Below are 25,808 nucleotides of genomic sequence, written 5' to 3'. Positions count from 1 at the left end.
TATTTAAACCTGAAGAAAAGTGAAAAGACTTTCCTTCAAAGAGGTAACAGGCCGTCCCATTAGTCTCTCCATATCTTTTGAAGTAGAAGCTGTATCTATTTTCCCGAGGAATGAATAAATCCAGTGCTGAATGCTTGAATCCTGCCGATGAACGATTCTTTTTCCTGTCAGCTCAGATAATACCTCCGCAAGTTCGCTGAAGTCCCAAGAGCGCGGTGCGGTTAATTCATAAATTTGATTAAGATGACCTGTAGTAGTAAGCACGACCGCCGTAGCTAAAGCGAGATCCTTTCGTGTCACCGAATTAAATAACCAGTTCCCCGGATAGGTGATTAACTCACCGCTTTGGATCGCCTCTTTCAGACCTAGTACATCCACAAAATCCATATACAAAGCGTTGCGTAGAAACGTATAGTCAATACCTGATTTAAGAATCATCTGCTCTGTAAGTAAGTGAACATGATTAGTTGGAATTTGTCCTTTAGGTGGAAATGCGAAGCTTGTATACAGCAAATGCTTCACCCCTGCCTTTAACGCTGCATGAACAACCTCAGTATGTTGATTTAATCTGACGTTATCATCGGGATGTTCCATGTTTTCGAGACCACAACATTATTAATATCTAGCTATTGCTAAGCTTTTCTAATAAAACGATGAGTTGCCGAAGCTCTTCTTCATCCAGACCCTGCATACGTTCAGCGACCGCTTGACGATTTCCGGGAAGATGCTCCAAAAGTAATCGTTGTCCTTCACCCGTAATTGTAATAACGCTTTTTCTACCATCCTGAGTATGGTTCGAGCGGGTAATCCAACCATCTTTCTCTAGGGGTATCAGCAACAGACTAATATTAGCTTTGGTAACCCCGATATTGTGAGCCAATGTAGAAGGTAAAATCGTTCCGCCCTGTTTAGATATTTCTACTAGGATACGAATTCTTGCACCATTTAATCCTTTCGACTGCCAATATTTATCAGAGACAGAAACTAAGCTTGCAGTAGTATCAACTAAAGTGAAAAATGCCTGAGTATGTAGCGGCTGATTCAATACCAACGGTTGTAAATGATCCATCTTTGATTTTCAACTCCAATTTAGTTAAGTGCTTAACTATTTTAAACCATACTACAAGCTCTACTAATTGTAAAAAAAAAGAAACTGCCACATCTCGCAGAAAATGTCTACGGATAAGGCAGTCTCAGATCAATTATGTTTTCTGTTAGATTAACACCGTTTTTGTAGACACGGCTTCTTCACTGTATTGTTTAGTTCCTTCTAATACCACTTCAAGCTTGATGATCTCCGAACGGCTGGCTAGACGGATTGGAGGTCCCCAGGTCCCATATCCAGAGGAAACAACGACATGCAACTTATCTTTGCGGAGGTAACCCCAGTCCAGTTCGAACAACCGCTTGGTGATCCAGTGATTAGGAGCAATCTGTCCACGGTGCGTATGCCCTGAGAGCAGAATATCTACTCCTTCCTGGGCAGCGACATCAAATCCGGTAGGCTGATGATCCATCATGATCACAGGACGTGTCAGATCAAGGCCATTCAATAAAGAGTTAACGCTCAATCTGCCACCGGCTTCCATCGTCTCGGCAGTCTTATCTTTTCGACCTACAATATACGTTCCCGCCACTTCTTCAACTTCATCCTGTAGAACTTTAATGCCTATGCTTCTCATTAAATCTGTATATTCCTTAATTGAACCACCGTAATATTCGTGATTGCCCAGTACCGCGTAGACACCATGACGTGCTTTTAGTTGTTTCAGCTGTTCACTCATACGATTGCGAATAAAAGGCTCAATACTATCGTCAAGTACATCCCCAGCCAGCAATATCACATCAGGCTTCATAGCATTCATCTGGGCAACCATTTTTTTGAGATGCCGATTGCCGACGATATTCCCTAAATGTAGATCGGATGCAACCGCGATGGTAAGTGGTGTACTAGTTCCGATGGATTTATCAATGGGAATAGGATGTGTACGAACTACTGTACTCCAAGCGTTGATCGAACCCCAGACTAGAAAAACAACCAATAATATTAGCAATGTACCACCCGCTTCTGAGATGTAGCGCGTTCGATCGACACCCATCCAGCCCAGCAGCACATATAACAGATCAGCTAATGGCAACATGATAATAGCAAATTCCATGCAAGCTAGATAATACGACCCAATCACTTTGAAGAATCTGGCTAACGGCTTCACTATTGTAGGCCACGGTATCATTCCAATGACATACGCAAAGGCAACAAGCAGGAACAATGTCCAGAACAGAACAGCGGAAGCACCTGAGAACCATTCATGGACAAGCAGCCAACCGTGATACCCAATGTAAAAATTTACAAGGCCCAGAATAAGCAGCATAGCAAACCCTGAAGCTAACATTCGTAATGTTTTCATCGTTCCACTCCCCTTTACCATACTAACTCTATACGTCTTATCTCAAATCATAACACAAACCGTTAACCCAGTATAAATTACGGTGCTGTCTTCGGAAAACGTATCAAATAACATACCACAATTCTTTATCACATTCCCCGTCAAAAAAAAGAAAATGCCCGTCGGCATCTTCGTTGGTGGTAATCAGTTAGACAGCTCGATCACGGGTGGCCATACACTCACCAATTAGCTTATCGCATTTATTAATGTGATTCAGAAGCCAGTCGGTTAACGTACGGTTAAGCTTAATCGTTGAGAGAACGGAGACTCCCTTAGTTTTGATCGTTTCTTCTAATTCAAGAACGGCTTTTACAAAATCGGCATGCGTCTTACGATGTTCCGCCAATTCAGGAAAATCAATCTCTTCCATCAATTGCTCTTCATTGCTAAAATGCTCGATGGTATATTCCTTCAAGAATTTCAGCGTTTCTTCGATCTTCTCTTTCCCTTGCTGCTTACTGCATGCATCAAAAAATTCGTTCAATTTCGCCAGCAACTGTCTGTGCTGACAGTCTATTTTCTCTACACCGATATCATAAGAATCCTTCCATTCAATCACAAAATCACCATTCCGTTCCCTAAAATTTACATATTGATAAATACAATTAATTCTCCACCTTTCCGCATAAAAGATCTGTTAATAACATCACAAGGAAAATCCCATATCCATCCAAAGGAAAGTCACACTTTATTGGCCGTTTCTACTTCATTACAGGTTCTATGTGGACAAGCACATTTGAAACTTGGTGCCGGTCTTTCAATTGTTCTTCGATTTCTTCCGTAATATCATGGCTCTGCACCACACTAAGCTCGGAATCTACTAATACAGTTGTATCTACTAGCACGTTATTCCCGTGGATGCGAGCTTTGATATCTTTTATAGATTGCACACCTTCAATTTCAGCGACGGTTTCTTTCATGAGTTCAAGCTCTTCGGCATCAAAACCATCCGTTAAGTCATGTGTAGCTTTACTAAAGATATCCCATGCCGTCTTACAGATAATCAGGCCAACAATAATCGCTGTAAGCGGATCAAGCCATGGAATTCCAAATCCAGAAGCTACAATCCCGACAAAAGCACCTATGCTAACTAAAGCATCTGATCGATTATCTAGTGCTACAGCTCGCATAGCGTTACTATTAATAGAACGGGCCAGTCTAATGTTATACATATACACGCCCATCATTATCACAGCACAAAAAACTGCCGTCCAGGCTGCTATAAGATCTGGACTTTCCAGTTCGGGTTGAATAAATTTGTTCACACCCTGGTACAGCACTTGAAGTCCTACCACAATCATAATGAATGAAGCAATTAAGGATGCTACGGTCTCTGCTCTAAAATGCCCATAGCTATGATTGGAATCCGGCGGTCTCCTGGAGATCTTAAGGCCGATTAGTATGGCGATAGAAGCGATAATATCCGTACTGTTGTTCAGTCCATCTGCAAGTAGCGCTTGAGATCCCGCGACCGTACCAATAAACAGTTTTATGGCGGATAGGAATATGTAGGTAACTATGCTTAGCCATGCTCCTTTTTCACCTTGTTTGATGTCGTTGTAATTTTCCAAAAAAAAGAACCCCCAAAGAATAGTATTGTTCTATACTACACTCCGAGATTCGGGTGGGTCTAGAGAAACAGTGTTGCTAAGAGGCGTAATAGTTCCCTCCGTCAAATAGAGTTGCTAGGTCATAACTGTTTTGCGGAATGTAACATAGTTTGCCTTTGTTCAACTTTAATTCCATTCTTATGAATAGTAACTTTTTGCCATTTATAATGTCTAATTATAGTAATCACTATTTTGAGGAGCGTGAAACGATGATTCAGTCTTTGCACAAGACTATGATTAAAGTTTTAGCTGTTACATGCATTGCATCCCCAATAGCTTACAACGGATCATTATCCGTCATTTCCGCAGAACAAGCCGTCATAAGTACAAGCTATCCTTATTACAATGAAGTCAAAGCACCCACTCTTACTCCTGTATGGTCGTTTTCGACCGCTATCTTAAAAGAAGATCGGATTACTGAGCAGAACGTTACAGCCCTTGCCGAGAATGGGAAAGTTTTTGCCTTGCAGCGGAATGAAAAACTAGTCGCATTGAATGCTATAACAGGTAAAAAAATGTGGGAATTCGGAAGTGCATTAGCTCCATTGTTCACTTACAGTAATGGATATATCTACGGACTGACCCAAAGTGGCTCTCTGTATGCTGTTAATGAAGCTGGTAAAAAAGCATGGTCGGCTTCATTATCACTACCTAAAGCCACAAGTATACAACGGTTAGGCTCCACCATTTATGTAACACAAGAGAGTCAACTTGCAGCGGTCGATGCTGTCAGTGGGAAGATCAAATGGAAGGCTGTCGAGGAGAGCAATAACTTTACAGGCTTATCAGAACTTATGGAAACCGATGGGGTTGTTATTCGAAGTTATCTCTCTCAGGGAGCCTTAACAACTGCCGCTCTTGCCGCTTATGACAGTCTGACAGGCAAAAAACTATGGGACCAGACCCGACAATGGTGGCCACTAGCAGTAAAGGATGGCCTTCTCTACTCCATGACCAATACGTTAATGCTTGATGATAACCCTGTAAATCGTAATGTAAAAGTTTCTGTATTCAACGTAAAAACGGGTGAACTTAAAGGAGAACGTTTATATAAATGGACAGATACCGAGAATAAAGATGGAGTGTTCGCATTTGGTGGTGTCAATGGGACGGCGTTCTTGGACGGAAATGACTTCTATATTTTTCAGGGCAGCAAGCTTGTGAAATATAATTTCTGGAATTATTCAGCGGAAGGTAAACCTGTTCAAACCTGGACCTCTATGGCTAAAGAGAAGGATTATCCACTTCACCAAGTTCATCAACAAAGAATGTTATATTCCAATTATGATACGGGTACGCTATCCGCACTTAAACTTGGAAATGGGCAGGCTGTAGTGCTCAATAATGGGGAGAATCCTGTCGTTCAGACGGATCTTTTTGGAAACGTGGTGTATAGTGGACAATCAGATGGCCTATTTCACGCTTATGATCTGTTGACTTTGAAGCCTATTTTTACCGTGAATACAGGATCTCGTAACTTTACTCCTTCGCTTAAAACCGGAGGCATGCTGATGATTCGAACGGATAATAAGCTGCTTGCCATTAAACTACCTTCAGCCATAAAATAAAAAAGCCTGATTTCTCAGGCTTTCAGATCTTCAATACCTTCACTTACTCAGCAGGTGCTGTAAAAGTACGTGCAGCAAACTCAGCATCTAGCATGTAGAAGGCGTTGCTATCTTTATCAATTCGTTTCAGTTTACTAATGATGTTGCTAAAGAGTGCTTCCTCTTCTACTTGCTCGTCAATGAACCATTTCAAGAAATAGATCGTTGCATGCTCACGCTCATCCAGCGCCAAGTCAGCCAAATGATAGAACCGTTTTGTGTTTTGTTGTTCATGCGCAAAAGCATGTTCAAAAGCATCCAGCATCGAACTGTACTCGTTCTTCGGTTCAGGTAGAGCTTCAAGTGTTGCCCGATTATCGCGATCATTAAGAAACTTATAGATTTTCATGGCATGGAATCTTTCTTCTTCAGCTTGAATCAGGAAAAAGTTTGCGAATCCATCCAGACTTTCACCGGAACAATAAGCAGCCATAGCTAGATAAACATGAGCGGAATAAAACTCGAAATTCATCTGTTCATTAAGTGCGTTCACTAATCCATCTTTCATCTTTCCGTCACCTCATAATTCAATTTTTTATATGTAAAGATTTAAGTTCATCTTATCACCGAGTATCTAAGTCAGCAAGGATTCATCCTTCTGACATCTAAATAAGCAACGAAGGGACGTCTTTTTTAATGAACAGATTCACTCGCAATACCCTAAAACTGAAATTCTCTGGCACCCTCTTATTGACTTCAGCTATGTTATCTATGGTTCTGTTAACTAGCTGCTCCAATAGCAGTAACAGTTCTCAAGCTGTCGCTACAAATGCGCCGACTGCTGAATCTACACCTACGCCAGTTACCAGTTCCACAGCAGCTCCCTCCTCAGAGAGTGATCCAATTGCTGTTCAGGTTTCCAGTATGAGCCTTGAAGAGAAAATTGGACAAATGCTCCTTGTTGGTATCGATGGAACCGTTCTAGATGATCAAGCAAAAAGGATGATTGCCGAAGACAAAGTCGGTGGAATCATCCTTTATAAGAACAATATTCAAGACCTGAAGAGTATGGTCAGCCTCATTAATTCCATGAAAGAGAGTAACAGAGGCAACCCTGCCCCTTTATTTATGAGTATCGATCAGGAGGGCGGAAAAGTCAGCCGGATGCCTAAGGAGTATGCTTCTTTCCCCTCTAATGGAAAGGTCGGTACCCGCAAGGATGCTAATGCTGCCGAAATGATGGGCAAGCTGCTCGCTAGAGAAGTATTGTCAGCAGGATTTAATATGAACTTCGCTCCCGTCCTTGATATCAATAGCAATCCAAATAATCCTGTAATTGGTGATCGTTCCTTCGGTAGCTCCGCTGAACTAGTCAGTACGCTAGGGATTGCCGAAATGAAAGGCATGGAGAGTGAAGGTGTAGTGCCTGTTGTCAAACATTTCCCTGGTCACGGAGATACTTCCGTCGACTCCCACCTTGAGCTGCCGATTGTGAATAAGAGCGCTGAAGAACTCGCTAAGTTAGAATGGCTCCCTTTTCAAGCTGCGATAAAAGAGGAAACAGATGCCGTTATGGTCGCTCATATTTTGTATCCGAAACTTGATCCCGATAAACCCGCATCTTTATCAAGTAAAATCATTGGTGAGCTACTTCGTGATGATATGAAATATCAAGGACTCGTAATCACAGATGACCTAACTATGGGAGCGATCATGAAGAATTATGACCTTACCACAGCTGCGGTAGATACTATAAATGCAGGCAGTGATATCTTACTTATCGCTCACGGCTATGATAATGAGAAGCGGGTACTAGAATCGCTTCTGGACCATGTAAAAAAAGGCAAGGTACAGGAATCACGGATTGATGAGAGCGTCTATCGGATTTTAGCCTTGAAAGCTAAATATAATCTATCCGATGAGCCAGTTCCGGTTCCTGACCTTACCGAGCTAAATAAAAATATTAAATCTTGGCGACTCACGATTGAGAAATAGGCTTAGGTCTATTCCAATCTATTGAAGCACAACAACATCTCCAACCTTTAACCCTGAGACGGCCTCTGTTTTGTCAGCCGTCTCCATGCCCACTTTGATATCTCTTCGTTCATATTCCCCATTGCCTTTATCCACCATCACGTAGGAGAGATCCCCTTCATGCATGACTGCGATGCTGGATACAACGATGGCATTTTCCTTGCGAACCGTCTCGATTTCTCCGCTCAAACTTAGTCCACCAATTAAACGCTCGTTAGGTTGCAGTGAGATTACCACTTCAAATTGCGGAACCGAAGTAGCGGTAGTATTTTGACCCGAAGCAGTCTTAGCAAATTTAGATACCTTAGTCACTTCTCCAGACAGCTTTAAATCTTTTAAAGCTGTCATTTTAACATCGACCTTCATTCCCGTCTTAATACGGAAGACATCTTGTTCACCTACAAGTGCTATGAATTCAAGCTTGTTCATATCTACAATTTTGCCGATGTATTGATTATCTGTTACCGTTTGCGGAATTTCACTCGCACTGTCAAATAGAAAAACACCTGTTGCAGGAGCATGGTAGAGGGCTGTATTTAGCTTAGCCTTCTTTTCTTTTAATTCACGAGCCTGTATTTCAGCATTTACTTGGTTAAGCTCATTCCCTAGTCTTGCTGATTCTTGGGCTGCAAGTGCCTTTATACGTTCAGCTTCTGTTGCACCAAGGGCTGCATTCTCCTCGTCCTGCTGACTAACAAATTCATTTAGTTCCGCTTCTAGCTGAGCCTTACGAATGGTCGCCTCTTGAGTAGCAATTTCATTCTTTAGGGCTTCCTGATCGAGGGTAAACAGTAAATCCCCCTTCTTAACTTGAACACCATTCTCAACCTTCCACTTGGTTACCTTTGAAGCATATGGTGCATATACAAGCGTTTCCTGCTCATATTGTGAATTCCCTTTGACCTGAACAGAGTTGGTGATGGTTTCCTGTGTCACTTCAAAAGTTATCGCCTGTGGGGGTTCAACAGGTTCTAGCTGTGCCTCGGTTTTATACATCTTGGTGTATACAAAATAACCTGCTGCAATAATGATCAATACCAATACAATCCACTTGATTCTCCTCTTCATCACTTCTGCTTCCTTTCAACTAAAAAAATAGCTAATCCCGTTTTATCGCCGTGAGCGCATTTGTTCTGGATGCGCTGATCGCCGGATAGATTCCCGATAGTACGCCTGTCATTACCGCAAATGCGATCCCTATTGGAAGGGTCATCAGAGGAATAGTGATTACTAAGGGCTCACCCATCCCCATTCCTCCTGTGGAACCAATCAGCTTATTTATGCCAAACACAATCAAGTACGAAAAGCCTATACCGAGCAGCCCACCAAGCATACCGAGCAATGCCGCCTCTGTAATGAACATATTTCTGATTTGCCCCATATTGGCGCCTAGCACCTTCATAATACCGATCTGGCGACGACGCTGATGGGTGGACATGGTCATCGCAACAATGATCGAGATCGAAGCAATAATTAAAATGAATATACCAATACCAAGCGCTGCTTTTTTGAACATACTGAAAGTAGACGCCATCGCCTCTTTTTGATACAAATTCGTACTTGTATTTAGTGTGAGTTTCTGGATAAGCTTCTCCACTTGCACAATATTGTCAGTATTGTCGACCTTTACAATGGCTGAGTTATAAACACCCTTCTGCCCAACGGTTCCATTCATTAGTTTCAGTTGTTCTACTAGCCGCTCACCCGTCTCTAACGACACGTACATCTTCTTGTCGTACATCGCCATATCAGGGTTCCCCCCAGTATCCAATATCCCAACAATTTGAATGGGTGAGCTGACTAAGGACTGTCCACTTTGAGAAGCAGGATCATATGATTGTAATTGAACCTGTTGTTTGTACATATCCGACGGAAGCATGCTTAAACTGTTGTATTGTTCCATAATTTTATTATTATACGGATCTGAATTCAGCTGTTCAAAAAGACGTTGCCGAGTCTCGACATCTATTAACCCTACAGTTGCTCCATAGTTTAGCACTGCCATTCCAATCAAATCAGAAGGACCACCTTGCTTGAACGTCTTGTCGTATTTCGTTAGCAACCGAAGGTCCGTTCCGATAAGCTGTACATCTGTAATTTTATTATCGATAGTAGTCATTTGTATGTAGCCAAGCTCTTGAAAAGGTGCTGCTGCGGTAACATGCCGCAGGCTTTGGATAATTTCTAGTTTCTGAGCCGTCAGCCTGCCGGGATCGAGCTTTGCATCAGAAGCAGAAGCTCCACCCCCTCCCCCTTGTGAAGGGATGCCGCTGTTCGGAGTCACCGTTATTTCATCCATTTTGAAATTCCGGTTAATTTCCCGCTCCGTATAGCTTTGCGCGGAATCTCCTATACTTAAAGCAACAATAATAGCAGCACAGCCAATCGATATACCTGCCATACAAAGACCTGTGACAACTTTCCGTCGTTTGACTTGCTCCCAAGCCAAACGTGAAATATCACTAATCCTCAATGCGTTCCCCCCCTTCGAGTTCTGTATCCGAAGAAGTTGGTTTCTCAGTAATCATATATCCGTCCTGAAGCGTGAAAATCCGTTGCATTTGTTCAGCAACTTTGAGCTCATGTGTTACTACGATGAAGGTGGTCTTCATCTTCTTGTTCAGGTTAAGCAGGATATTGATAATTTCCTCTTCTGTCTTTGAGTCCAGATTTCCGGTCGGTTCATCTGCGAAAATAACGGACGGTTCTGTGATCAAGGAACGTGCAATACTGACACGCTGCTGCTGTCCGCCAGACAACTGTGAAGGGAACAGGTCGGCTTTATCCGGAATGCCGACCCCTTCCAGCAAGGCCAGAGCTTTTTGCTTACGTATTGATGGTGAAACGGATTGGAACACAAGCGGCAACTCAACATTTTCCCGGACAGTCAAGCTAGTAATCAGCTCATAAGCTTGAAAGATAAACCCGATATGCTTCCTACGAAATTCAGATAGCTTGTTTTCGCTCATCTTCACAATATCTTGGTCAGCAATGTAAATGTGGCCTTCCGTAGGCTTCATCAGACCTGCCATCAGGTTGAGCATGGTTGACTTACCGGAACCCGAGCTCCCCAGTAATGCAACCATCTCCCCCTTTTTCACAGAAAAATCTATTTGATGAAGGACTGCCGTCGTTTCATTACCATTCTTAAAAGAATGCGTTACATTTTCCACTCGCAACATTGGAGCTGCTCCTTCTCGTACATTAATAGATATGAATTCTTACTTCTCAGTTACTGATCTATCGATCTTTATGCTATATGCCTGGCTGGCTAACTCGATCCGTTCTCCTTGGAACTCATCATACAGCGTGATTCTGTAGGCGCCACCTGACAAGTTTTTATACATATTATTGGTAAAGGTTGCAGTATACGAGTTGTTATTTCCTTCGAGAAGCTCAGTCCCGATGTTCAAGCTTCGTTCCTGTGATAGACCATATGGATCTGTCATTTTGAGCACCAGCTTATGGGTGAAGGTTCCCATGTCATAGGTACTGTCACGAAGAAGGTTATAATTCATAACGATATCTATTGTGTTACTACCTTGCATAGATCGCCCTTCCGAACTTAGAACAGACATCGTGTACGGATATAGCGCCACCTTCGTCAAGTTATTCTCCGGTGGAGTAGAAACTGGATTTAGACTCAATGAAGCAATGTTAATGAACCCAGTTGGTTCCTGCCCAGGTTCAGACAGCTTATTTCCAGTAATCCCTGGACCTAGATACATACTAACGTCTGATGGAATAACGGATTTAGGCAATTTTGCCCAGTACGTAATTAATTGCTTACCACCCGGTGTAGCTGAAGTATCTGGCTGATTCACTGTTGCTTCGAATAGCTGGCCATCTCCCGTTTTAAAGTAACCCTGAAGGCGAGCCATTTTGCTTTGTCTTTTTTCCTCACTGCTAAGCAGTAGTTCTGTATATACGATATTAGAATTGAGACCTTCATAAATAATGGTTTTGTTCTCTTGAACACTAGCGTTCTTGCCTTTACCGGTAATTGCATAACTTCCCCCACGTTCAATAGTCGCTACAGCATTCATCGTACTGTTCGTGCTAAGCGATAGGAACGAGCTCTTCTCTTCTTTTACCGTTGTAAAGAGGTTCACTTTTAATTTATCGAACTCTTGCGTATAAGGGATTTTGGCAAATACATAGATCTCCGCATTTTTTCCTGGCGCAATGATCGAGGTTTCCTTGTCCATAAACAGTTCTGTTGAAGAAGATACATCGTCATTGTCTACCTGGACAGATCCTTTTAATTCTGGAAGCGTTAATGCCACCGATTGGGAATTCTTAATATTTATTCTTGCAACAACGATATCATCATCTTTCCAAGGAAAACGCTGTAATGACAGCAAGTTATAAGTGAAAGAGCCGTATTCATTCGATGCGCTATACTCCACGCCTTGTTGAATCTCGGGTCGTAGCGTATAGGAAATTGTGTAGTAAGCAACGGGTACTGTCAGCTTGGCTGTATTGCCCGTACTTACATTATTCCCTTCAGATCCAGTTCCCTCACCTGCACTGCCCGAATCTGGATTAGCTGGAGCTGAAACAGCCTCTATCATTTGCAATTGCAGCGAACTCTGCTCAACCTCAAGCGGAATTTGTGCGGTAAGCGGAATGATTTTTTCCTCCAAAGGCTTTATAGTTAAGCCGCTTAATCCCTTCGCATTGATCGGAAAGGCTGTCCCTGTTGAAGATTTAACGGCAAGCTCATAAGTTGGCAGCGTAACTGTCGTCTTCCCTACATTTTTCACTCGAAGCTGGAAGGTCCAAATCCCTTTATTATTCTCAGCGTATACGTTTGCGTTGTTTAACTGAGTTTCTATCGGATTATTATTAATGGTGATTTTCTTGGTCACACCTTTACCTACCACCAAGTTAGGTGTTGTAGCTGCTGGCAGCTTGTACGAAGATTTAGCGATCTCTAGCTTCAGTGCTTCATCTTTTTGCGTAAATTGCAGCTTCATATTGTCCGTCTTCATATAAGGAGGAATCTCGGCAAGATAATAGATAATCTTCTTCTCCTGCGGCTGAATCTTGTAACTAATCTGAGAACGATCAAGTGCTAATTCATACGAACTGCCACCTGCAGAGAGTAAATAAGCCGCATAACCCGGATCACTGAGTACCTTGCTGCCCTTATTAGTCAGGCTTATTCCCACCTTGGCATAAACTTTCCCATTATATTTATAGAGCTCCAAGGACTCACTTTTGGCGATGACAGGAATGTCATTCATTGTGGTGCTAACATTTTTTCCATTTACGGCAGTTGGGGAATAATTAGCTGGCACAGTAAAACTTCCTGCATGCTTTAAATAACCTTTGGTTTTGGAATCCCATACATACATGGGAATCTTAATCCCTTTTAAAGAATTGGTCTTGCCTATGTTGACGTAATATGTAACCCGCAAGCTTTCTTTAGCACCAATCTTCTTCTTAGCCGCGTCAGCGCTCAGAGGGTTACCTGGAATAACAGAACCCCCTGGCGTCGTCACTCTCGAAAAATAGTACATTAGGTTTGCGTTTTTACTGCTCCCATTCGAATAATTCAGGGTATAGGTTAAAATATTCCCACCAGGTTGTGACCAAACATTGACATCTTCTAATGTAGCTTTGATATTTGCACCTAAAGAAATGGAACCCAGATTGCTAGGGGGTGTTACTGTCGCCGCAGCTACAGCTGGATTGGTACGAACAGCATTAGCGGATGCCGCTGAAGCTGTATGGCCAGTCAGTTGACTGATGACAAAGGTACTTAATAGTAAAACAACATATGTACTGCTATGCTTTCTCATTTACTTCCCTCCACGAGTATTTTGCTAGAATTATTATAGTAGTAACTGCAAATCCAATTGTATCCATGTTGTAACACTTTTGAAGCGTTTGTAACCTATTTGTTCCTATTTGCACGAATTTGAAGAATATTCTATTCTATAATTTCAATTCATCTTTCAGTGCAGCCACATCATCCGCAGAAGGGTTTTCTTCTCCATATCTAACTTTTTCATATAATTCAATTAATGAATTCGACGTATTAACCGTACGTTCTTCGGCCTTATGTTTAACCTTGTTAAGAGCAGTCCATTTTATAATATCGCTTTCTGTTTCCTTCGGCGTAAGATAACTCTTAACTTCATAACCATGATCGTGCTTCAAATGAAGCCAACGCCGATATAACCAACGAACACGTTCCGTTTCACTATTCATCTGCTCCCAGCGGTCTTTTCGATGTCTTGGTGTAAGGCGAGTACTCCAGAAATCCTTAAGACCTTGAAGCGTTTGTTCCCATGTAAATACACTTTTTTCCTCATCAAGATAAGTTGTATTGTCCTTTGGAGTATGCTCTCTGCGCAGCATGGATAACAAGGCATCCATGGCTCTCTTTAATTTCCCGCCGGCATTTCTATACAACCACCGAAGTCCATAATAAGCTGCAACGCCCAATAACACTGCTCCAGCAACATATAAAGCAACATCTAATATAGCAGCTAGTAGACCAGGCTTTTCATCTCCAACAAAAGGTAGTTCCGGACTCGCTTGAGGCTGTTCTACGGGCGGAGGTAGCGGCTCACTTGACCCTGAGAATAAATTACTAATCCATCCGAAGAACGAACGTACCATATTCCATAGCAGTGTCCCTATAGCTTTTCCGACTCCCGCCGCTAACACTGCCGCAACAATTCCTATTCCAATGACATAAATACGATTATACCTTTGTAATCCTTTTGGCAAAGCTTTGCCCTCTTGAGAAAGCGTACTATATTGTAAATAACTACTATTATAAATAAATAATGTGAGCAATAGACACAAACTACCGCACCAGGTCAGGAGTGTAACACTCTCCTCCAAATCGGTAATTCTCCCAAAGACAATGGTCGCAACAAAATAGATTACCATACCTATCCAATACTTCTTACTGGATTGTTCTCTAGAGTCAGCAGTCATACCGAGAAAAGCGCATATAAAACCTGCGACACCTAAAGGCAGACTCTCGATAGACAGACTTCCTGCTGACAAAGCCCCAACCACCGTCCCAAGGATTAGAGCAGACAGCAGCTGCTTCCATCTAACACTACATTGTTTTCGTAGCAGAATACCTACTAATGATATTAGTGGTATGGCGGTCAGCCACATAGGTTCAACTTGCTTGGGTAGTACATAAACCTGAAACAGAATCCATACAGGTAAAACTAATAATAGTTCTAGGATGGAGAATATCCAGAGTTTGACCGTATTCCATACGTAACCAGATAACGGAAGTTTCATGCGCTCTCTCCTCCCTGTTCCGGAATATCCAGCCATTCTACACCATTGCCCAACACCAATAAGAGGTCAGCAGCCTCTTGTAATTGTGCTCCTCTATGACAGCTAATGATCAGAAAGTCTGTATCACTTATTCCACTCTCGGCCTGCATGGCTAGCAATCGACTCATAGGAAGCGTTCTGTCTAGCTCCAGTTTCGCTAACAGTTCTAGCAAGTCTTCCAGCTCAGCCATAGATTCTGCTTCAACAGGATCTCTTTCGCCCCCGTTATCCAATCTGCCGTTACAGATAAATCCCGTCTCAATTCCATGGCGCATGGCGTATTCGGCAATAGTGGCTGCATACCGTATCCCTTGCTCGATACGTTCAACATCTGTTACCGCTCTCCACATGGAATCACTGTCCTCTATATTCAAACAAATGACGAGCCTGGAATCCGCAGTGTAATCTTTCTTATGCACCTGCATAGTCCCTGTGCGCGCTGTTGCCTTCCAGTTTATAAGCCCCATAGAATCTCCTGAGCTATACTCGCGAATACCTGCAGTCAGGAAAGGATCTTCTACGATCCATCTTTTCACTGGAAGTTCACCCAGCCAGCTATGTATCGGAAGCGGAAGATCGTCTAAATTCAACAAATTAGGATAAACTAATAACTCTAATTGGAGAGGATACGTTTTATTTTTCCGGATCAATCCGAAGGGATCTCCAGTGGTCATGGTGACCGATTCCAAACGGTATATCCCGCGCCGCTCGCAAGTTACTTGATGCCGCCGTTTAATATGACGGTAAGATTTAAGAAAGAACAAGCTGATATGATTCTGGTAGATTTCACCCGTGCTAATGCCGAGATTATCCTGACTTCCAAATGCCAAGCCTCTGGCAATACTAGATTCCAGTCGAAGCCAAGGTAAGGGCAGGAGCTTTGCATTCACGATCTCCTCAATCATCTCAAGGTTATCCCCTTCATAAGCGACTTTCGTCGAGAAATACCGAGTGTAACTAAGCGCTTTCAGACCATTCCGTTCATAGATCACGGCAAGTAGGAACAGGAGCGCTATTGTAATAAAAATGAACCAAGGCAACGCCATAGCTCATTCCACCTTTCCGCCTCTTAAGGACGCAACAAGTTCTGTTGGCACTTCTACCTCACGAAGCACTTGTATCACAATTTCTGCGGCCTGACCCTCTTTTGAACCTAATCCACGATGAAGCAGTAGACGATGTGCAAGCACCGGAACAGCTACGGCTTTAATATCATCTGGTGTAACGTAAGATCTACCTTGAATTAGAGCATATCCTTGAGATGATCTGAGCAATGCTCCGCTTGCACGTGGGCTCGCCCCTAGTTTTACTGCCGTAGATTTACGAGTAGCTTCCGTAATCCGAACGATATAGGCTAGCAAATCATCACTAATACTCACAGAAGCGGCCAAATGCTGTGCAGCTTGAATATCTTGAGCGCTAGCCACAGCAAAAGTCTCTTCAAGCGGATTATTCTCACGGAAACGCTGTAAAATATGAATTCCTTCGTCAAATGAAGGATAACCCGTAGTAATCCGCATCAGAAATCTATCTAATTGAGCTTCGGGCAACGGAAAAGTGCCCTGGTTATCAATCGGATTCTGAGTAGCAATAACGAGAAAAGGTGCTTCAAGACCATGAGTCACACCATCGATCGTGATTTGCCGCTCCTCCATACATTCCAGCAGACTGGATTGTGTTCTTGGTGTTGCACGGTTAATTTCATCAGCCAATAAAATATTCGCAAATACTGGACCTGGTCTAAACTGAAATTCACCTGTCTTTTGATTATAAAAATTAATCCCGCTTAAATCTGAAGGCAGCAAATCTGGTGTAAATTGTATACGCTTAAATGTACAATCTAAAGATTTTGCAAGGACCTTGGCTAGCAAGGTTTTACCAGTACCCGGAACATCTTCCAGCAGAACATGGCCATTCGCAAGTAATGCGGTTAGTAGCAGATCTACTCCATCCTCTTTTCCAACAATGACTCTAGCTAGATTGGTTCTAATAGATTTGATGAGTTCGGTAACTTCTTGAAGATTCATGTAAATGCACCATCCAATCTGAGGAAATTATTGTAATAAGTCCTTTCATCATAACAGAAAGTGTATCCAATATATAATTCACAAGAAAAGGCCCTGCCAATTAAAAAGGCAGCACCTAGATTTCCCTCTCTGTTTTCATTTACCTCGCCGTTTTATTCCGATATCGAAAGTAAGCCGTGATGGCATAATAGATCGGGATGCTTTCAACAATTAGCCAAATGACAACAATAGCATAACTATTATAGTGTTTATAATAACTGCCTATGTGTCGTGAATATAAAAAAGCTATCGATATTGAAGCTATTGTTAAGAAGGGAATGTACATTTTTCTAGCTTTTGTATTAAACAAGCCCGATACACATCTAGAGGCTACGTAGATAAGAAAAGAGCTGTGAATGAACATAGAAGATGACCATATTCCAATTAAGAGCGGATCCGAATTACCTAGCAAATTATCTTGTTTGGAGCTACGCACCAATTCAAGGAAAGGATATTGCAGTTGCTGACCCAAATGTGGACCAAAACTCATCATCGTCAGTGACCAACCAATTAAGACAGTGACTAGGACAAATACCCCTGTTAATACTAATTTTTTGAGCATCTTCGCTTCAAGCTTTAGATCGGGCACAACAAACAAGAGGACAATCCATTCTCCAAACCATGACATGACTACAATAGAGTCTTTCAGGGCAATCCCGGGATCATGATAATGAATGAAGGCTGGCAGCATATTGAAGTCCGCATTCGGTAGAAATAAATTAAATAAAATGATCATCGTGATGAAAAAAACAAGAAAAAGACCATCCGCCATATACGCTATCGTTGTAAAGCCTAAACTTGCCGTATACATAATTACTAGCCCAATTACACATTGAATAAACAGAGGCGGAGTTCCTCTCAGATAATTAGAACCAAAGAATAGCACAAAGTTCTCAATATCATAAGATGCATAATAAACACACCAGCTTAAGAGCAATAGAAGCATGAACTTGTGTGGCCATTTACCTATGATCTCTTTTCCAAAGCTAACCCACGCTTGATTAGGGCGCAACATACCGACGTAAAAAGTAAACCACAATAAGATCAACCCTAATAATGACCCCACTATTAATGCAATCCAGCCTTGATAGGATGAAGTAGCAATTAGAGTCGGAATCAAAAAAATAGTGGTTTGAGAGCTGAAGAAAATAATGAAAAAACGGAACAGCTGCCATTTCGATGTTCGCATAACTTCTCCCTCTAAACGTCTTATTTTGCTGTTCCAAAATCCACAATGCTAAAATCTGTCTTCACCTTTATATCAGCCTCTTGAGCGTAATAATTATCCCAGCGCTCTCTAACTTGCTTCCATTGCTTTGGATCGTTCCATTCCAGTAACAGTCCGAGCTGTAGAATATCGGCACCTGCTTTTTGGGTATTACGAATAGCTTCGGTAAGATGATCAGAGACTTTCTCTTTAAGCTTTGCAATGATAATTTGGCCGAGTTCCTCTGCATCCCTATTCTTAGGGTCCCTTAAATAAATAACACTAGCTTTCCCCTTTAAATTGACTGTGAAAACAGGACCTTTATCCGTTTGATTTAACTTCTTTGATGATTTCGTGCTTACAAATATAACACTTGCGCCACCATTGCCCTCATCCCAATCGACGGAGTAAACTGCCAGCTTAAGACTGCCTGCCGCCCAAGCTAATGCCCTTCCCTCTTTAAGCTTAAGAACTCCTTTCATCTTATCTTTTTGAAACAGCATTGCCCCTTGGATTCCTGCCCAATACTCCGGTTTTCCATCCTTAGATGCTGCTTCTTCTTTTTTACCAAAGGAAAGATTGTTTATAGCAAAACCAACACCTGATGATTCTGCAAACAAGCAATCCTTAACCGTAGTAGAAAACAAATATCTCTCTGATCCAAAGTTCTTTAGTACATCCGAAGGCAATTGCTCGTAAATAGGTGCTAGTGTACTCATTTCTTTGGCACTTCCGGGGCTAGCCATAACATACGCACCCAGAGGAAGACTAGGTTCTCTTTCAATCCATAGCAGTAGTTCACTTATGCCTTGTTCAGCAAAGGTTTTCCCTAAGACAATTACTTTTAATTGAGCAAGACTAAGTTTACGTGTTAAATCTTTTTGAATTAACAACATAGCGTCTGCAATCGTTCCTGAGGTCTTAGAAACTGTAGAATAAGTTTTCCCGTCTCCTCCTCCGCCACTTGAAGGTTGTCCAGCTGCGTTAAGCCGATTGGGCAAGGGTGAGTTAATCGTAATTTCAATAGTACCTTGTTCTTTGCCTTCATCAATAAACATTCCGTATACAAATGTTAGTTCATCCAATTCTACCTTTGACGACCAGCAGCCTGTTATATTTAGGAGCAAGATTAGAATCACTCCTATCTTCAGGATTCTCATTTCTCTTTCTGTCTCCTTTTATTCCTATCTGTATAGAGGTTGCTGCGTTTCGTCATAAAGTTCGAGGGAAAGCGGGCTAATGTATCCTTCCAGTCCTGTAACACAAATGGGGCAACGGGTTGCAAATATGGAGCACCTAACGGCCTTAAATTAGCTAAATGTCCATAAATCAAAAAAGCTGTAATATATACCCCGAGCAGCCCCATGGTTCCACCCATAATCAGTAACGGGAAACGAAGTAGTCGGAAAGTCAGACCAAGCTCATAATGGGGGATGATATAAGTGGCAATTCCAGTAATAGAAACAACAATAACCATTGGTGCAGATACAATTCCTGCTTGGACCGCAGCCTGACCAATAACGATACCCCCAATAATTGAAACCGTCTGCCCAACAGGCTTTGGAATTCTAGTCCCAGCCTCTCTAAGCGCTTCAAAGGTTAGCTCCATAATTAAAGCCTCGGTAAGCGCTGAGAATGGAATGTTCTCTCTCGCTGAAGCAATGGTAATTAACAGATTCGGTGGAATGATTTGAGGATGAAAGGTTGTAATCGCTACATAAAGTGATGGAAGAATCATGGAAATGATTGAGAACATAAATCGAACAATACGAATCCAGCTTGCCGCATAAAAGCTTTGGTAATAATCCTCAGAGGATTGCAGCATTGTAAAAAGGGATGTCGGTGCAATCATCGCGGTTGGTGTTCCGTCTTGTAAGATTCCGACCCGACCTTCCATCAGCGAAGCCGCTACTGAGTCAGGGCGTTCTGTATATTGAAATACCGGAAAAGGGGTGAAGTTTCCCTTTCTCAAATGTTCCGATAGGTAACTAATACCCAGTATCCCGTCAATATCTATTTCATCGAGTTTCTGTTTAATCTCAGCTAGAACTTCTTTTTTGTAAAGTCCTTCAATATAGACCACATACACATCAGTTTTTGTATATTTCCCAATTGAATAATGCATGGTTTTTAGATCCGGATGTTTAATTTTATGTCGAATCAAAGAGAGATTCGTTTCAATATCTTCAATGAAAGCCTCTTGGGGACCAATCACTACAAGTTCGTTTTGTGATTCGGTCACTGATCTTTTTTGATATTGGGTAATTTCAAAATAATAAACATAAGGAAGATCCTCTATATAAAGCACTACTTTCCCTGCAACGATCAAATCTACAATCTTTTGTAGGTCATACATCTTAAAATAGGAGACGGGAAAAACAACGCCTTGATCTAACCGTTCTAAGAAGTCAGGCCATTCTAACTTTGCATTGGCTTCTGCAATTAGCGGTATTGCAATACTTTCATGAAGTGTCTTAGAATCGATGATGGAGGGTAAATAGATCAACTGACAGGTATGCCCATGAACAGAAATGTTCTGATACACCGTATCACTGCTTCCCACCAGTTGATCTTTAATGGTCTCTAAAATTCCTGACATTGGCTGTATACCTCCTTTTTTTGCGTTGTATCAATCTGGCTTAGTTTGCCAATGGTTTACCAGGTTTATACTTTCTACTCCATTTAGCTGCAGACAAAGAAAGAACCGGAATGAATAACCGGTTCTTTCGTGTTTTTGTATGAGGTTTGTTAGCCCATCAACTTTGGATTAAAGGCTTTAGCACTTTCAAAGATGCTTGCAATTGCTCTGAGCACTGTTCATACATTTTTTTTGCTTTTTCATTATCTGTCGACAAACTGAACATTTCCAGATCCGCTTCACATTTTTTGAGCAAAGCATATAATTGTGGTTTATCTTGTGGCTGTGGAACTTTAAAGTTATCAGCATACAAATCGACCGTCAGCTCACCGTAAGAATCAACTTGCCCGAGAAATACATTCTCGACGGTTAGCCCCATTTTCTCAAGCGCTCCATCAAGCCAGTTGCGTGTCAGATTTAAGGTGTCTAGCGGTTTATCTAATACTTTCCCATCCATGATGACAGCTTGTGATTCTTTCTGTGGGGCTACCCTTACACCCAAATCCTTTGCCGATAGCGGGAGATACTCCTTCTTAAGCAGAATATTTATCGCTCCGTCAGACTCCATAATCGCAAACTCAACTTCAGATATGTTGAATACATCTTTAGCACGAAGTTTCGCTAATAATTCATCTGTAGTCAAGAGTTCCTTTTTCATATTATCTTCGAGTATTTTACCGTCCTTAATAAGTACAGTAGCCTTAAAATCAATAAAATCTCTTGCTTTCTTACTCTTGGTCTGAACAAATTCAATACCAAGCGAACAGGCCACCCAAACCACAAGTGCAATCAGGCCCAAATGCCAATACTTATCCGTGTCCATAGAAATGTAGGCGGCCAAGCTACCGATGGTAATTCCTGTAATGTACTCAAAGAACGAAAGCTGTGAAACTTGTCTCTTTCCCAACAATTTCGTTAATAAGAAAAGGACTACCACAGCAAAGAGTGTTCGAACTACAACCTCCAACCACTCCGGCATTACAAATACCCTCCTTTTAAATCAACCCTTGTTTATTAACACTCATTATTTGTTAAATACGGTTTATTCAATCCTAAATTAGACTACTTTTTTATGGAAATCGGGTTACTTGAAACGTTTGTATTTTTTTCCTGCATAACTAAAGTGGGGGTTGAGGACAATAGGAAACGTCATGCTAAAAACTTTAAACAGAGGAGAGAAACCTAATGACAGTAGCCTCACAAGTAAAAACATGTTTATCTTCTTTAAAAGGTGCACAAGCGAGCCTTGAGCAATTTGCACTTGAAACACAAAACGAAAGTGCAAAAACGTTATTTACAAATGCAGCTGAGCAAACGCAGCAAATCGTAACACAGGTTGAAAATCGCGTAACTGAATTAGAGTCTGAAGAACCTCAATACAAAGGCTTCTAAATTTATCACTTGAACAATCAAAGGGGTCTTAAAGCTAGCACTAACTAGCTTTAAGACCCCTTTCTCTATAACACAACAACAATGCGCCTTACTTTCTTTTTTTGGCAGGAATCAAGATCTGAACTGAAGTGCCAATTCCGACACGACTAAAAATAGTTACGCCATACTCAGGCCCATATTGCAGTTTAATCCGTTGATCCACATTACGGACGCCATAACCGGTGTTCGTATGACCCTTCGAATCGAATATTTGATCAATCCGTTCCTGTCTGATGCCTATACCATCGTCAATGATTCGGAAGAGAATACTATCGCCTTCTTTACGTCCTACTATCCGCAAATGAATGTGATCGCCGCACCAAGCATGCTTTAGCACGTTCTCGATAAAAGGTTGTAGAATCAGTTTAATAGTCTCGTAAGGCCAGATCCCTGTATCAAAATCAAACATAACCTCCAAGCGGTCACCATATTTAATTTTCTGGATTTCTAAATAGGCGTTGGCTTGCTCAATTTCGGTTGGAACCGGAATCATCGTACGGCCTTCATTTAGTGTTAAACGATAAAACTTCGCTAACTCCAGTACCATCTTCTGCAGCTTCTCATTTTGACCAAACTTGGCTAATTGAATAATAGACGATAATGTATTGTACAGGAAATGTGGGTTGATTTGCGATTGTAGGATTTCAAGCTCCGCTTCTTTCTTCTGGAGCTGCGTCAGATATACCTCTTTAATCAACATATCAATATTCTCACCCATATCATTTAGCGCAGTTGCTATCTGAGAGAATTCATCCTTCCCCCGATATTTTATACGCTTGTGAAGATCACCTTCCCGATAAGCATTAAGCACATATACGAACTTATTAATCCGAATCGAAAAATAACGGGATATAAATATGCCTACAAAGCTAAAAACCACACAGCATATGAGACACATTAAAATAATAAACAAACGTACCTTCATTGCATCCTTTTCAAGGATTGCAATTGGAACAAGCGCGATTAATTGCCATGCTTGGTTAGCAACCATAATCGTTTCTTTAATCGTAAGGTAATCCTTATTTAGTTCGGCTTCATTAGTATAGTTCTCCGGTAGTTCACCCGATTGATACATCGTTCTTCCAAACTCATTTTTTATAATTAAATTACTTCCTTTTCCTATCTTCGTATAACTGACACTGTCAAATAGATCTGGAATTCTTACATTAATCCGCAGGAATCCTATCTCTTTAGGCTTAAGAGGTTCGTATGTATCAATTAGTCTACGGAGCAACGAGATGCGGTTATTCTCTACATCGCTCTCGATCTGCCACCATTTCATAGTTTCAGCGTACTTTTCAGTTGGAAAATCATAGTACCAGGATTTACCTTCAATTCGTTTCATGTGGTAGAGATGATAAAAGCTACTATTATCCAAATAGCCCTCAAGTGAATTCGAATAGATCTCAGGGATCGATTCATTCTTTAAGAATAGCGACATTCCTATCTTCACACCTGTAGATTGAATAGCTACGTCAAGCTTCGGCAGCACCTTCTTAGACATCCGATCGTAATTTTCCCAGCCTTCCTCATAACTCCGAAGATTTCGATAAAAATCAAAATCACTGTATAATTGCGTTGATATTCGAGTAACTTCGTCCATTTTATAATCAATATTGTCACGTATCTGCAATAACGTTCCTTTAATATTCGTATTGATATGTTCGCGCAATGAATCATTATACATGGAATGAGAGACGAACCCTATCAAGGATATAGGAATAATAATAAAAAACATATACGTCAGCATTAACTTATACCCAATCGGCACATATTTATGTCTTCTTCGCATTTTCATAGAACATCATCTCCCATCACTTGTCGCGCTTACGATACTCCATAGGTGTCATACCATAAGCCTCTTTGAACTGTCTGCTGAAATAAGGGAGATACCGATAGCCTACCTTGCTAGCGATTTCATAGATTTTGCATGTCGGATCTTTTAAAAGCTTGCCTGCTTGATCCATTCGAAGCTGTGTAAGTACTTCGCTGAACGTTTTCCCAGTTTCCTCTTTGAATAGGTAACCCAAATAGTTAGGGGAGAAAGAGAACTGCTGCGCAATATCTTTAAGCGTAAAGTTATCGCTCATTCTGTCCTGCATCGTTTGGATGATTTCTCTAATCAATTTATGGTTCACTGAATCTGATTTACTACGCAGGTACTCTGAGATCTCAAACGTTTTGAGTACGAGCCATGAGCGAATATCGCTGATCGTATCGAATTGGTGTAAAACATCTAAACTATGTATCTCCATACCTAAAATTTCAAATAAATCCTCACTAACATCCTTTAACTGCTGATCCAGCTTCCAAATGATATACATTGCCAGATTATGAATCGTGAATTTGGATCTTAAACTACTTACAGAGCGGAATAACTTGTCTATCTCATCATAAATAAGAACTAACTCATACTCTTTCACCGCTTTAAACAGCGTATCCATACGGGTATCTAACATACGGGCATCGATCATCCCCGGTTCGCTGCTAACGGTTTCATACATAATTAGATTGCCCTTGCCAATAAACATTTTCCCGTCCACAGCTTCCATAGCTTGTCGATAGGAGATATGAATCTGTTCCATAGAAAATGTTGGTTTGCCTACACCTACAGTCATTGTGACTGGAAACTCCGCTCGAATCGAGGCGTAAATATCCGCAGTAAACTTTTCCATTTCCTGCTCGTTAATCAATAATGCAATCCGATAGGCCGATACCTTGTAACAATGTGGCATTCCGTGCTTCTGACCTATTCTATTCACTTCATAAAGGAAGTCCTTGGCCATTTGATGTTTAGATAGATTATCCTGTCCTTGAAGCCAGTTGAAGTAGTCAAGCTCCAAGACAGCTACACGAACAGGCCAATTCAGCTTATCCAAACCGTATGACTTCACAAGCGACAACATTCCGGCCTGGCTACCCTCTTCCCATTCTCCTTCGAATAAGCGGATTAACAAATCATTTTTGGCCATTGGAATCATATGCTGATAGGCTTCTTCAACATCACGGCGCTTACGTTCATCGTCTAAATCCTGCCTTACTTTCTGAAGTGCAGCAATGAGTTCACTATCATCCATGGGCTTAAGGACGTAACTATACGCCTTTAGTGACAAAGCTTGCTTAACATAACTAAAATCTTGGTAACCGCTTACAAATATCACGCGTATATCCTTTTTTTTCTCTATGGCAATTCGGGCCAGCTCAAGACCCGACATATTCGGCATATTCACATCACTTACGATAATATCAATCACATGCTGATCTAAAATATCGCACGCGGTAAACGCATTATTTGCAGCCTCCACAACTTCCATACCAAGCTCATTCCAAGGAATAAATTGTCTCATACCTTCTAGATCCAACATCTCATCGTCTACTAATAATACGTTGTACATCAACAAGTCCCCCTTTGAAATGCATTAATCAATCCTGTAAATTCTACCATTACTCTTTCCCAGTATACCATTCATAAATTTGTCTAACAGTCTATAAACAATCAGTCATCAGAATA

Annotated in this window: 22 protein-coding genes; 3 read left to right on the top strand and 19 right to left on the bottom strand. The window is 41.4% G+C overall.

The annotated features are described in order from the left end of the window. Nucleotides 1–3: 3 nt before the first annotated feature. From CA600_RS08750 to CA600_RS08730, 5 genes are all read right to left on the bottom strand, one after another. Nucleotides 4–594, bottom strand: a complete 591-nt coding sequence (locus tag CA600_RS08750) for an NmrA family NAD(P)-binding protein (protein ID WP_094869833.1) — start codon at nucleotides 592–594, stop codon at nucleotides 4–6. A gap of 28 nt (nucleotides 595–622) precedes the next feature. Next, nucleotides 623–1,069 carry a MarR family winged helix-turn-helix transcriptional regulator gene (locus CA600_RS08745; protein ID WP_094869832.1) on the bottom strand — a complete coding sequence of 149 codons (447 nt, stop codon included), beginning with the start codon at nucleotides 1,067–1,069 and terminating at the stop codon, nucleotides 623–625. Between the two features lie 145 nt (nucleotides 1,070–1,214). Further along, nucleotides 1,215–2,408, bottom strand: a complete 1,194-nt coding sequence (locus tag CA600_RS08740; RefSeq protein ID WP_094869831.1) for a metallophosphoesterase — start codon at nucleotides 2,406–2,408, stop codon at nucleotides 1,215–1,217. 187 nt (nucleotides 2,409–2,595) lie between these two features. Further along, on the bottom strand, nucleotides 2,596–3,006 hold the full coding sequence (locus CA600_RS08735; protein WP_094869830.1) for a bacteriohemerythrin: 411 nt from the start codon (nucleotides 3,004–3,006) through the stop codon (nucleotides 2,596–2,598). Nucleotides 3,007–3,148: 142 nt separating this feature from the next. After that, the gene (locus CA600_RS08730) at nucleotides 3,149–4,018 is read right to left on the bottom strand and encodes a cation diffusion facilitator family transporter (RefSeq protein ID WP_094869829.1); all 870 of its coding nucleotides are present in this window, start codon (nucleotides 4,016–4,018) and stop codon (nucleotides 3,149–3,151) included. 248 nt (nucleotides 4,019–4,266) lie between these two features. Between CA600_RS08730 and CA600_RS08725 the strand changes: the two genes are divergently transcribed. Then, entirely contained in the window at nucleotides 4,267–5,625 is a 1,359-nt protein-coding gene (locus CA600_RS08725) for a PQQ-binding-like beta-propeller repeat protein (protein ID WP_094869828.1), read from the top strand. Nucleotides 5,626–5,668: 43 nt separating this feature from the next. On the opposite strand, the gene CA600_RS08720 is transcribed toward CA600_RS08725, so the two are convergent. Then, nucleotides 5,669–6,172 (bottom strand): ferritin, encoded by a 504-nt coding sequence (locus CA600_RS08720; protein ID WP_042127399.1) that lies wholly within the window; start codon nucleotides 6,170–6,172, stop codon nucleotides 5,669–5,671. 128 nt (nucleotides 6,173–6,300) lie between these two features. Here CA600_RS08720 and nagZ point away from each other — a divergent pair, with 128 nt between their 5' ends. Continuing rightward, entirely contained in the window at nucleotides 6,301–7,599 is a 1,299-nt protein-coding gene (gene nagZ, locus CA600_RS08715; RefSeq protein WP_094869827.1) for a beta-N-acetylhexosaminidase, read from the top strand. A gap of 18 nt (nucleotides 7,600–7,617) precedes the next feature. Here the strand turns inward: nagZ and CA600_RS08710 are convergent, their stop codons facing one another. From CA600_RS08710 to CA600_RS08660, 11 genes are all read right to left on the bottom strand, one after another. Continuing rightward, on the bottom strand, nucleotides 7,618–8,706 hold the full coding sequence (locus CA600_RS08710) for an efflux RND transporter periplasmic adaptor subunit (RefSeq protein ID WP_094869826.1): 1,089 nt from the start codon (nucleotides 8,704–8,706) through the stop codon (nucleotides 7,618–7,620). 31 nt (nucleotides 8,707–8,737) lie between these two features. Then, entirely contained in the window at nucleotides 8,738–10,111 is a 1,374-nt protein-coding gene (locus CA600_RS08705; RefSeq protein WP_179281574.1) for an ABC transporter permease, read from the bottom strand. Further along, nucleotides 10,101–10,820 (bottom strand): ABC transporter ATP-binding protein, encoded by a 720-nt coding sequence (locus CA600_RS08700; protein ID WP_094869825.1) that lies wholly within the window; start codon nucleotides 10,818–10,820, stop codon nucleotides 10,101–10,103. The genes CA600_RS08705 and CA600_RS08700 overlap by 11 nt, the downstream gene beginning before the upstream one ends. A 39-nt stretch (nucleotides 10,821–10,859) precedes the next feature. Next, complete coding sequence (locus CA600_RS08695; protein WP_094869824.1) at nucleotides 10,860–13,445, bottom strand: hypothetical protein; 2,586 nt, start codon at nucleotides 13,443–13,445, stop codon at nucleotides 10,860–10,862. Between the two features lie 136 nt (nucleotides 13,446–13,581). Beyond that, on the bottom strand, nucleotides 13,582–14,916 hold the full coding sequence (locus CA600_RS08690; protein ID WP_094869823.1) for a hypothetical protein: 1,335 nt from the start codon (nucleotides 14,914–14,916) through the stop codon (nucleotides 13,582–13,584). Continuing rightward, the gene (locus CA600_RS08685) at nucleotides 14,913–16,001 is read right to left on the bottom strand and encodes a DUF58 domain-containing protein (protein ID WP_094869822.1); all 1,089 of its coding nucleotides are present in this window, start codon (nucleotides 15,999–16,001) and stop codon (nucleotides 14,913–14,915) included. The genes CA600_RS08690 and CA600_RS08685 overlap by 4 nt, the downstream gene beginning before the upstream one ends. Nucleotides 16,002–16,004: 3 nt before the next feature. After that, nucleotides 16,005–16,982 (bottom strand): AAA family ATPase, encoded by a 978-nt coding sequence (locus CA600_RS08680; protein WP_094869821.1) that lies wholly within the window; start codon nucleotides 16,980–16,982, stop codon nucleotides 16,005–16,007. A gap of 139 nt (nucleotides 16,983–17,121) precedes the next feature. Further along, nucleotides 17,122–18,210, bottom strand: a complete 1,089-nt coding sequence (locus tag CA600_RS08675; protein ID WP_094869820.1) for a GerAB/ArcD/ProY family transporter — start codon at nucleotides 18,208–18,210, stop codon at nucleotides 17,122–17,124. A gap of 20 nt (nucleotides 18,211–18,230) precedes the next feature. Then, nucleotides 18,231–19,388: a Ger(x)C family spore germination protein gene (locus tag CA600_RS08670; RefSeq protein ID WP_094869819.1), complete on the bottom strand. Its 1,158-nt coding sequence runs from the start codon at nucleotides 19,386–19,388 to the stop codon at nucleotides 18,231–18,233. Next, nucleotides 19,385–20,827 (bottom strand): spore germination protein, encoded by a 1,443-nt coding sequence (locus tag CA600_RS08665; protein WP_094869818.1) that lies wholly within the window; start codon nucleotides 20,825–20,827, stop codon nucleotides 19,385–19,387. Before CA600_RS08665 ends, CA600_RS08670 begins: the two co-directional genes overlap by 4 nt. Nucleotides 20,828–20,984: 157 nt before the next feature. Continuing rightward, nucleotides 20,985–21,845 (bottom strand): DUF421 domain-containing protein, encoded by an 861-nt coding sequence (locus CA600_RS08660; protein ID WP_094869817.1) that lies wholly within the window; start codon nucleotides 21,843–21,845, stop codon nucleotides 20,985–20,987. Between the two features lie 206 nt (nucleotides 21,846–22,051). On the opposite strand from CA600_RS08660, the gene CA600_RS08655 reads away from it, so the two are divergent. Next, on the top strand, nucleotides 22,052–22,258 hold the full coding sequence (locus tag CA600_RS08655) for a DUF1657 domain-containing protein (RefSeq protein WP_036678243.1): 207 nt from the start codon (nucleotides 22,052–22,054) through the stop codon (nucleotides 22,256–22,258). A gap of 88 nt (nucleotides 22,259–22,346) precedes the next feature. Here the strand turns inward: CA600_RS08655 and CA600_RS08650 are convergent, their stop codons facing one another. Continuing rightward, nucleotides 22,347–24,095, bottom strand: coding sequence for a sensor histidine kinase (locus tag CA600_RS08650; protein ID WP_094869816.1), 1,749 nt, complete (start codon nucleotides 24,093–24,095; stop codon nucleotides 22,347–22,349). A gap of 16 nt (nucleotides 24,096–24,111) precedes the next feature. Continuing rightward, the gene (locus CA600_RS08645) at nucleotides 24,112–25,692 is read right to left on the bottom strand and encodes a response regulator transcription factor (protein WP_094869815.1); all 1,581 of its coding nucleotides are present in this window, start codon (nucleotides 25,690–25,692) and stop codon (nucleotides 24,112–24,114) included. Nucleotides 25,693–25,808 lie beyond the last annotated feature (116 nt).

This window comes from Paenibacillus sp. VTT E-133280 (genome assembly GCF_002264385.1).
Lineage (GTDB): Bacteria > Bacillota > Bacilli > Paenibacillales > Paenibacillaceae > Paenibacillus_AQ > Paenibacillus_AQ nitricinens.
The sequence above is the reverse complement of the archived record's forward strand: the minus strand, read 5'-3'. Positions and strand labels throughout refer to the sequence as shown.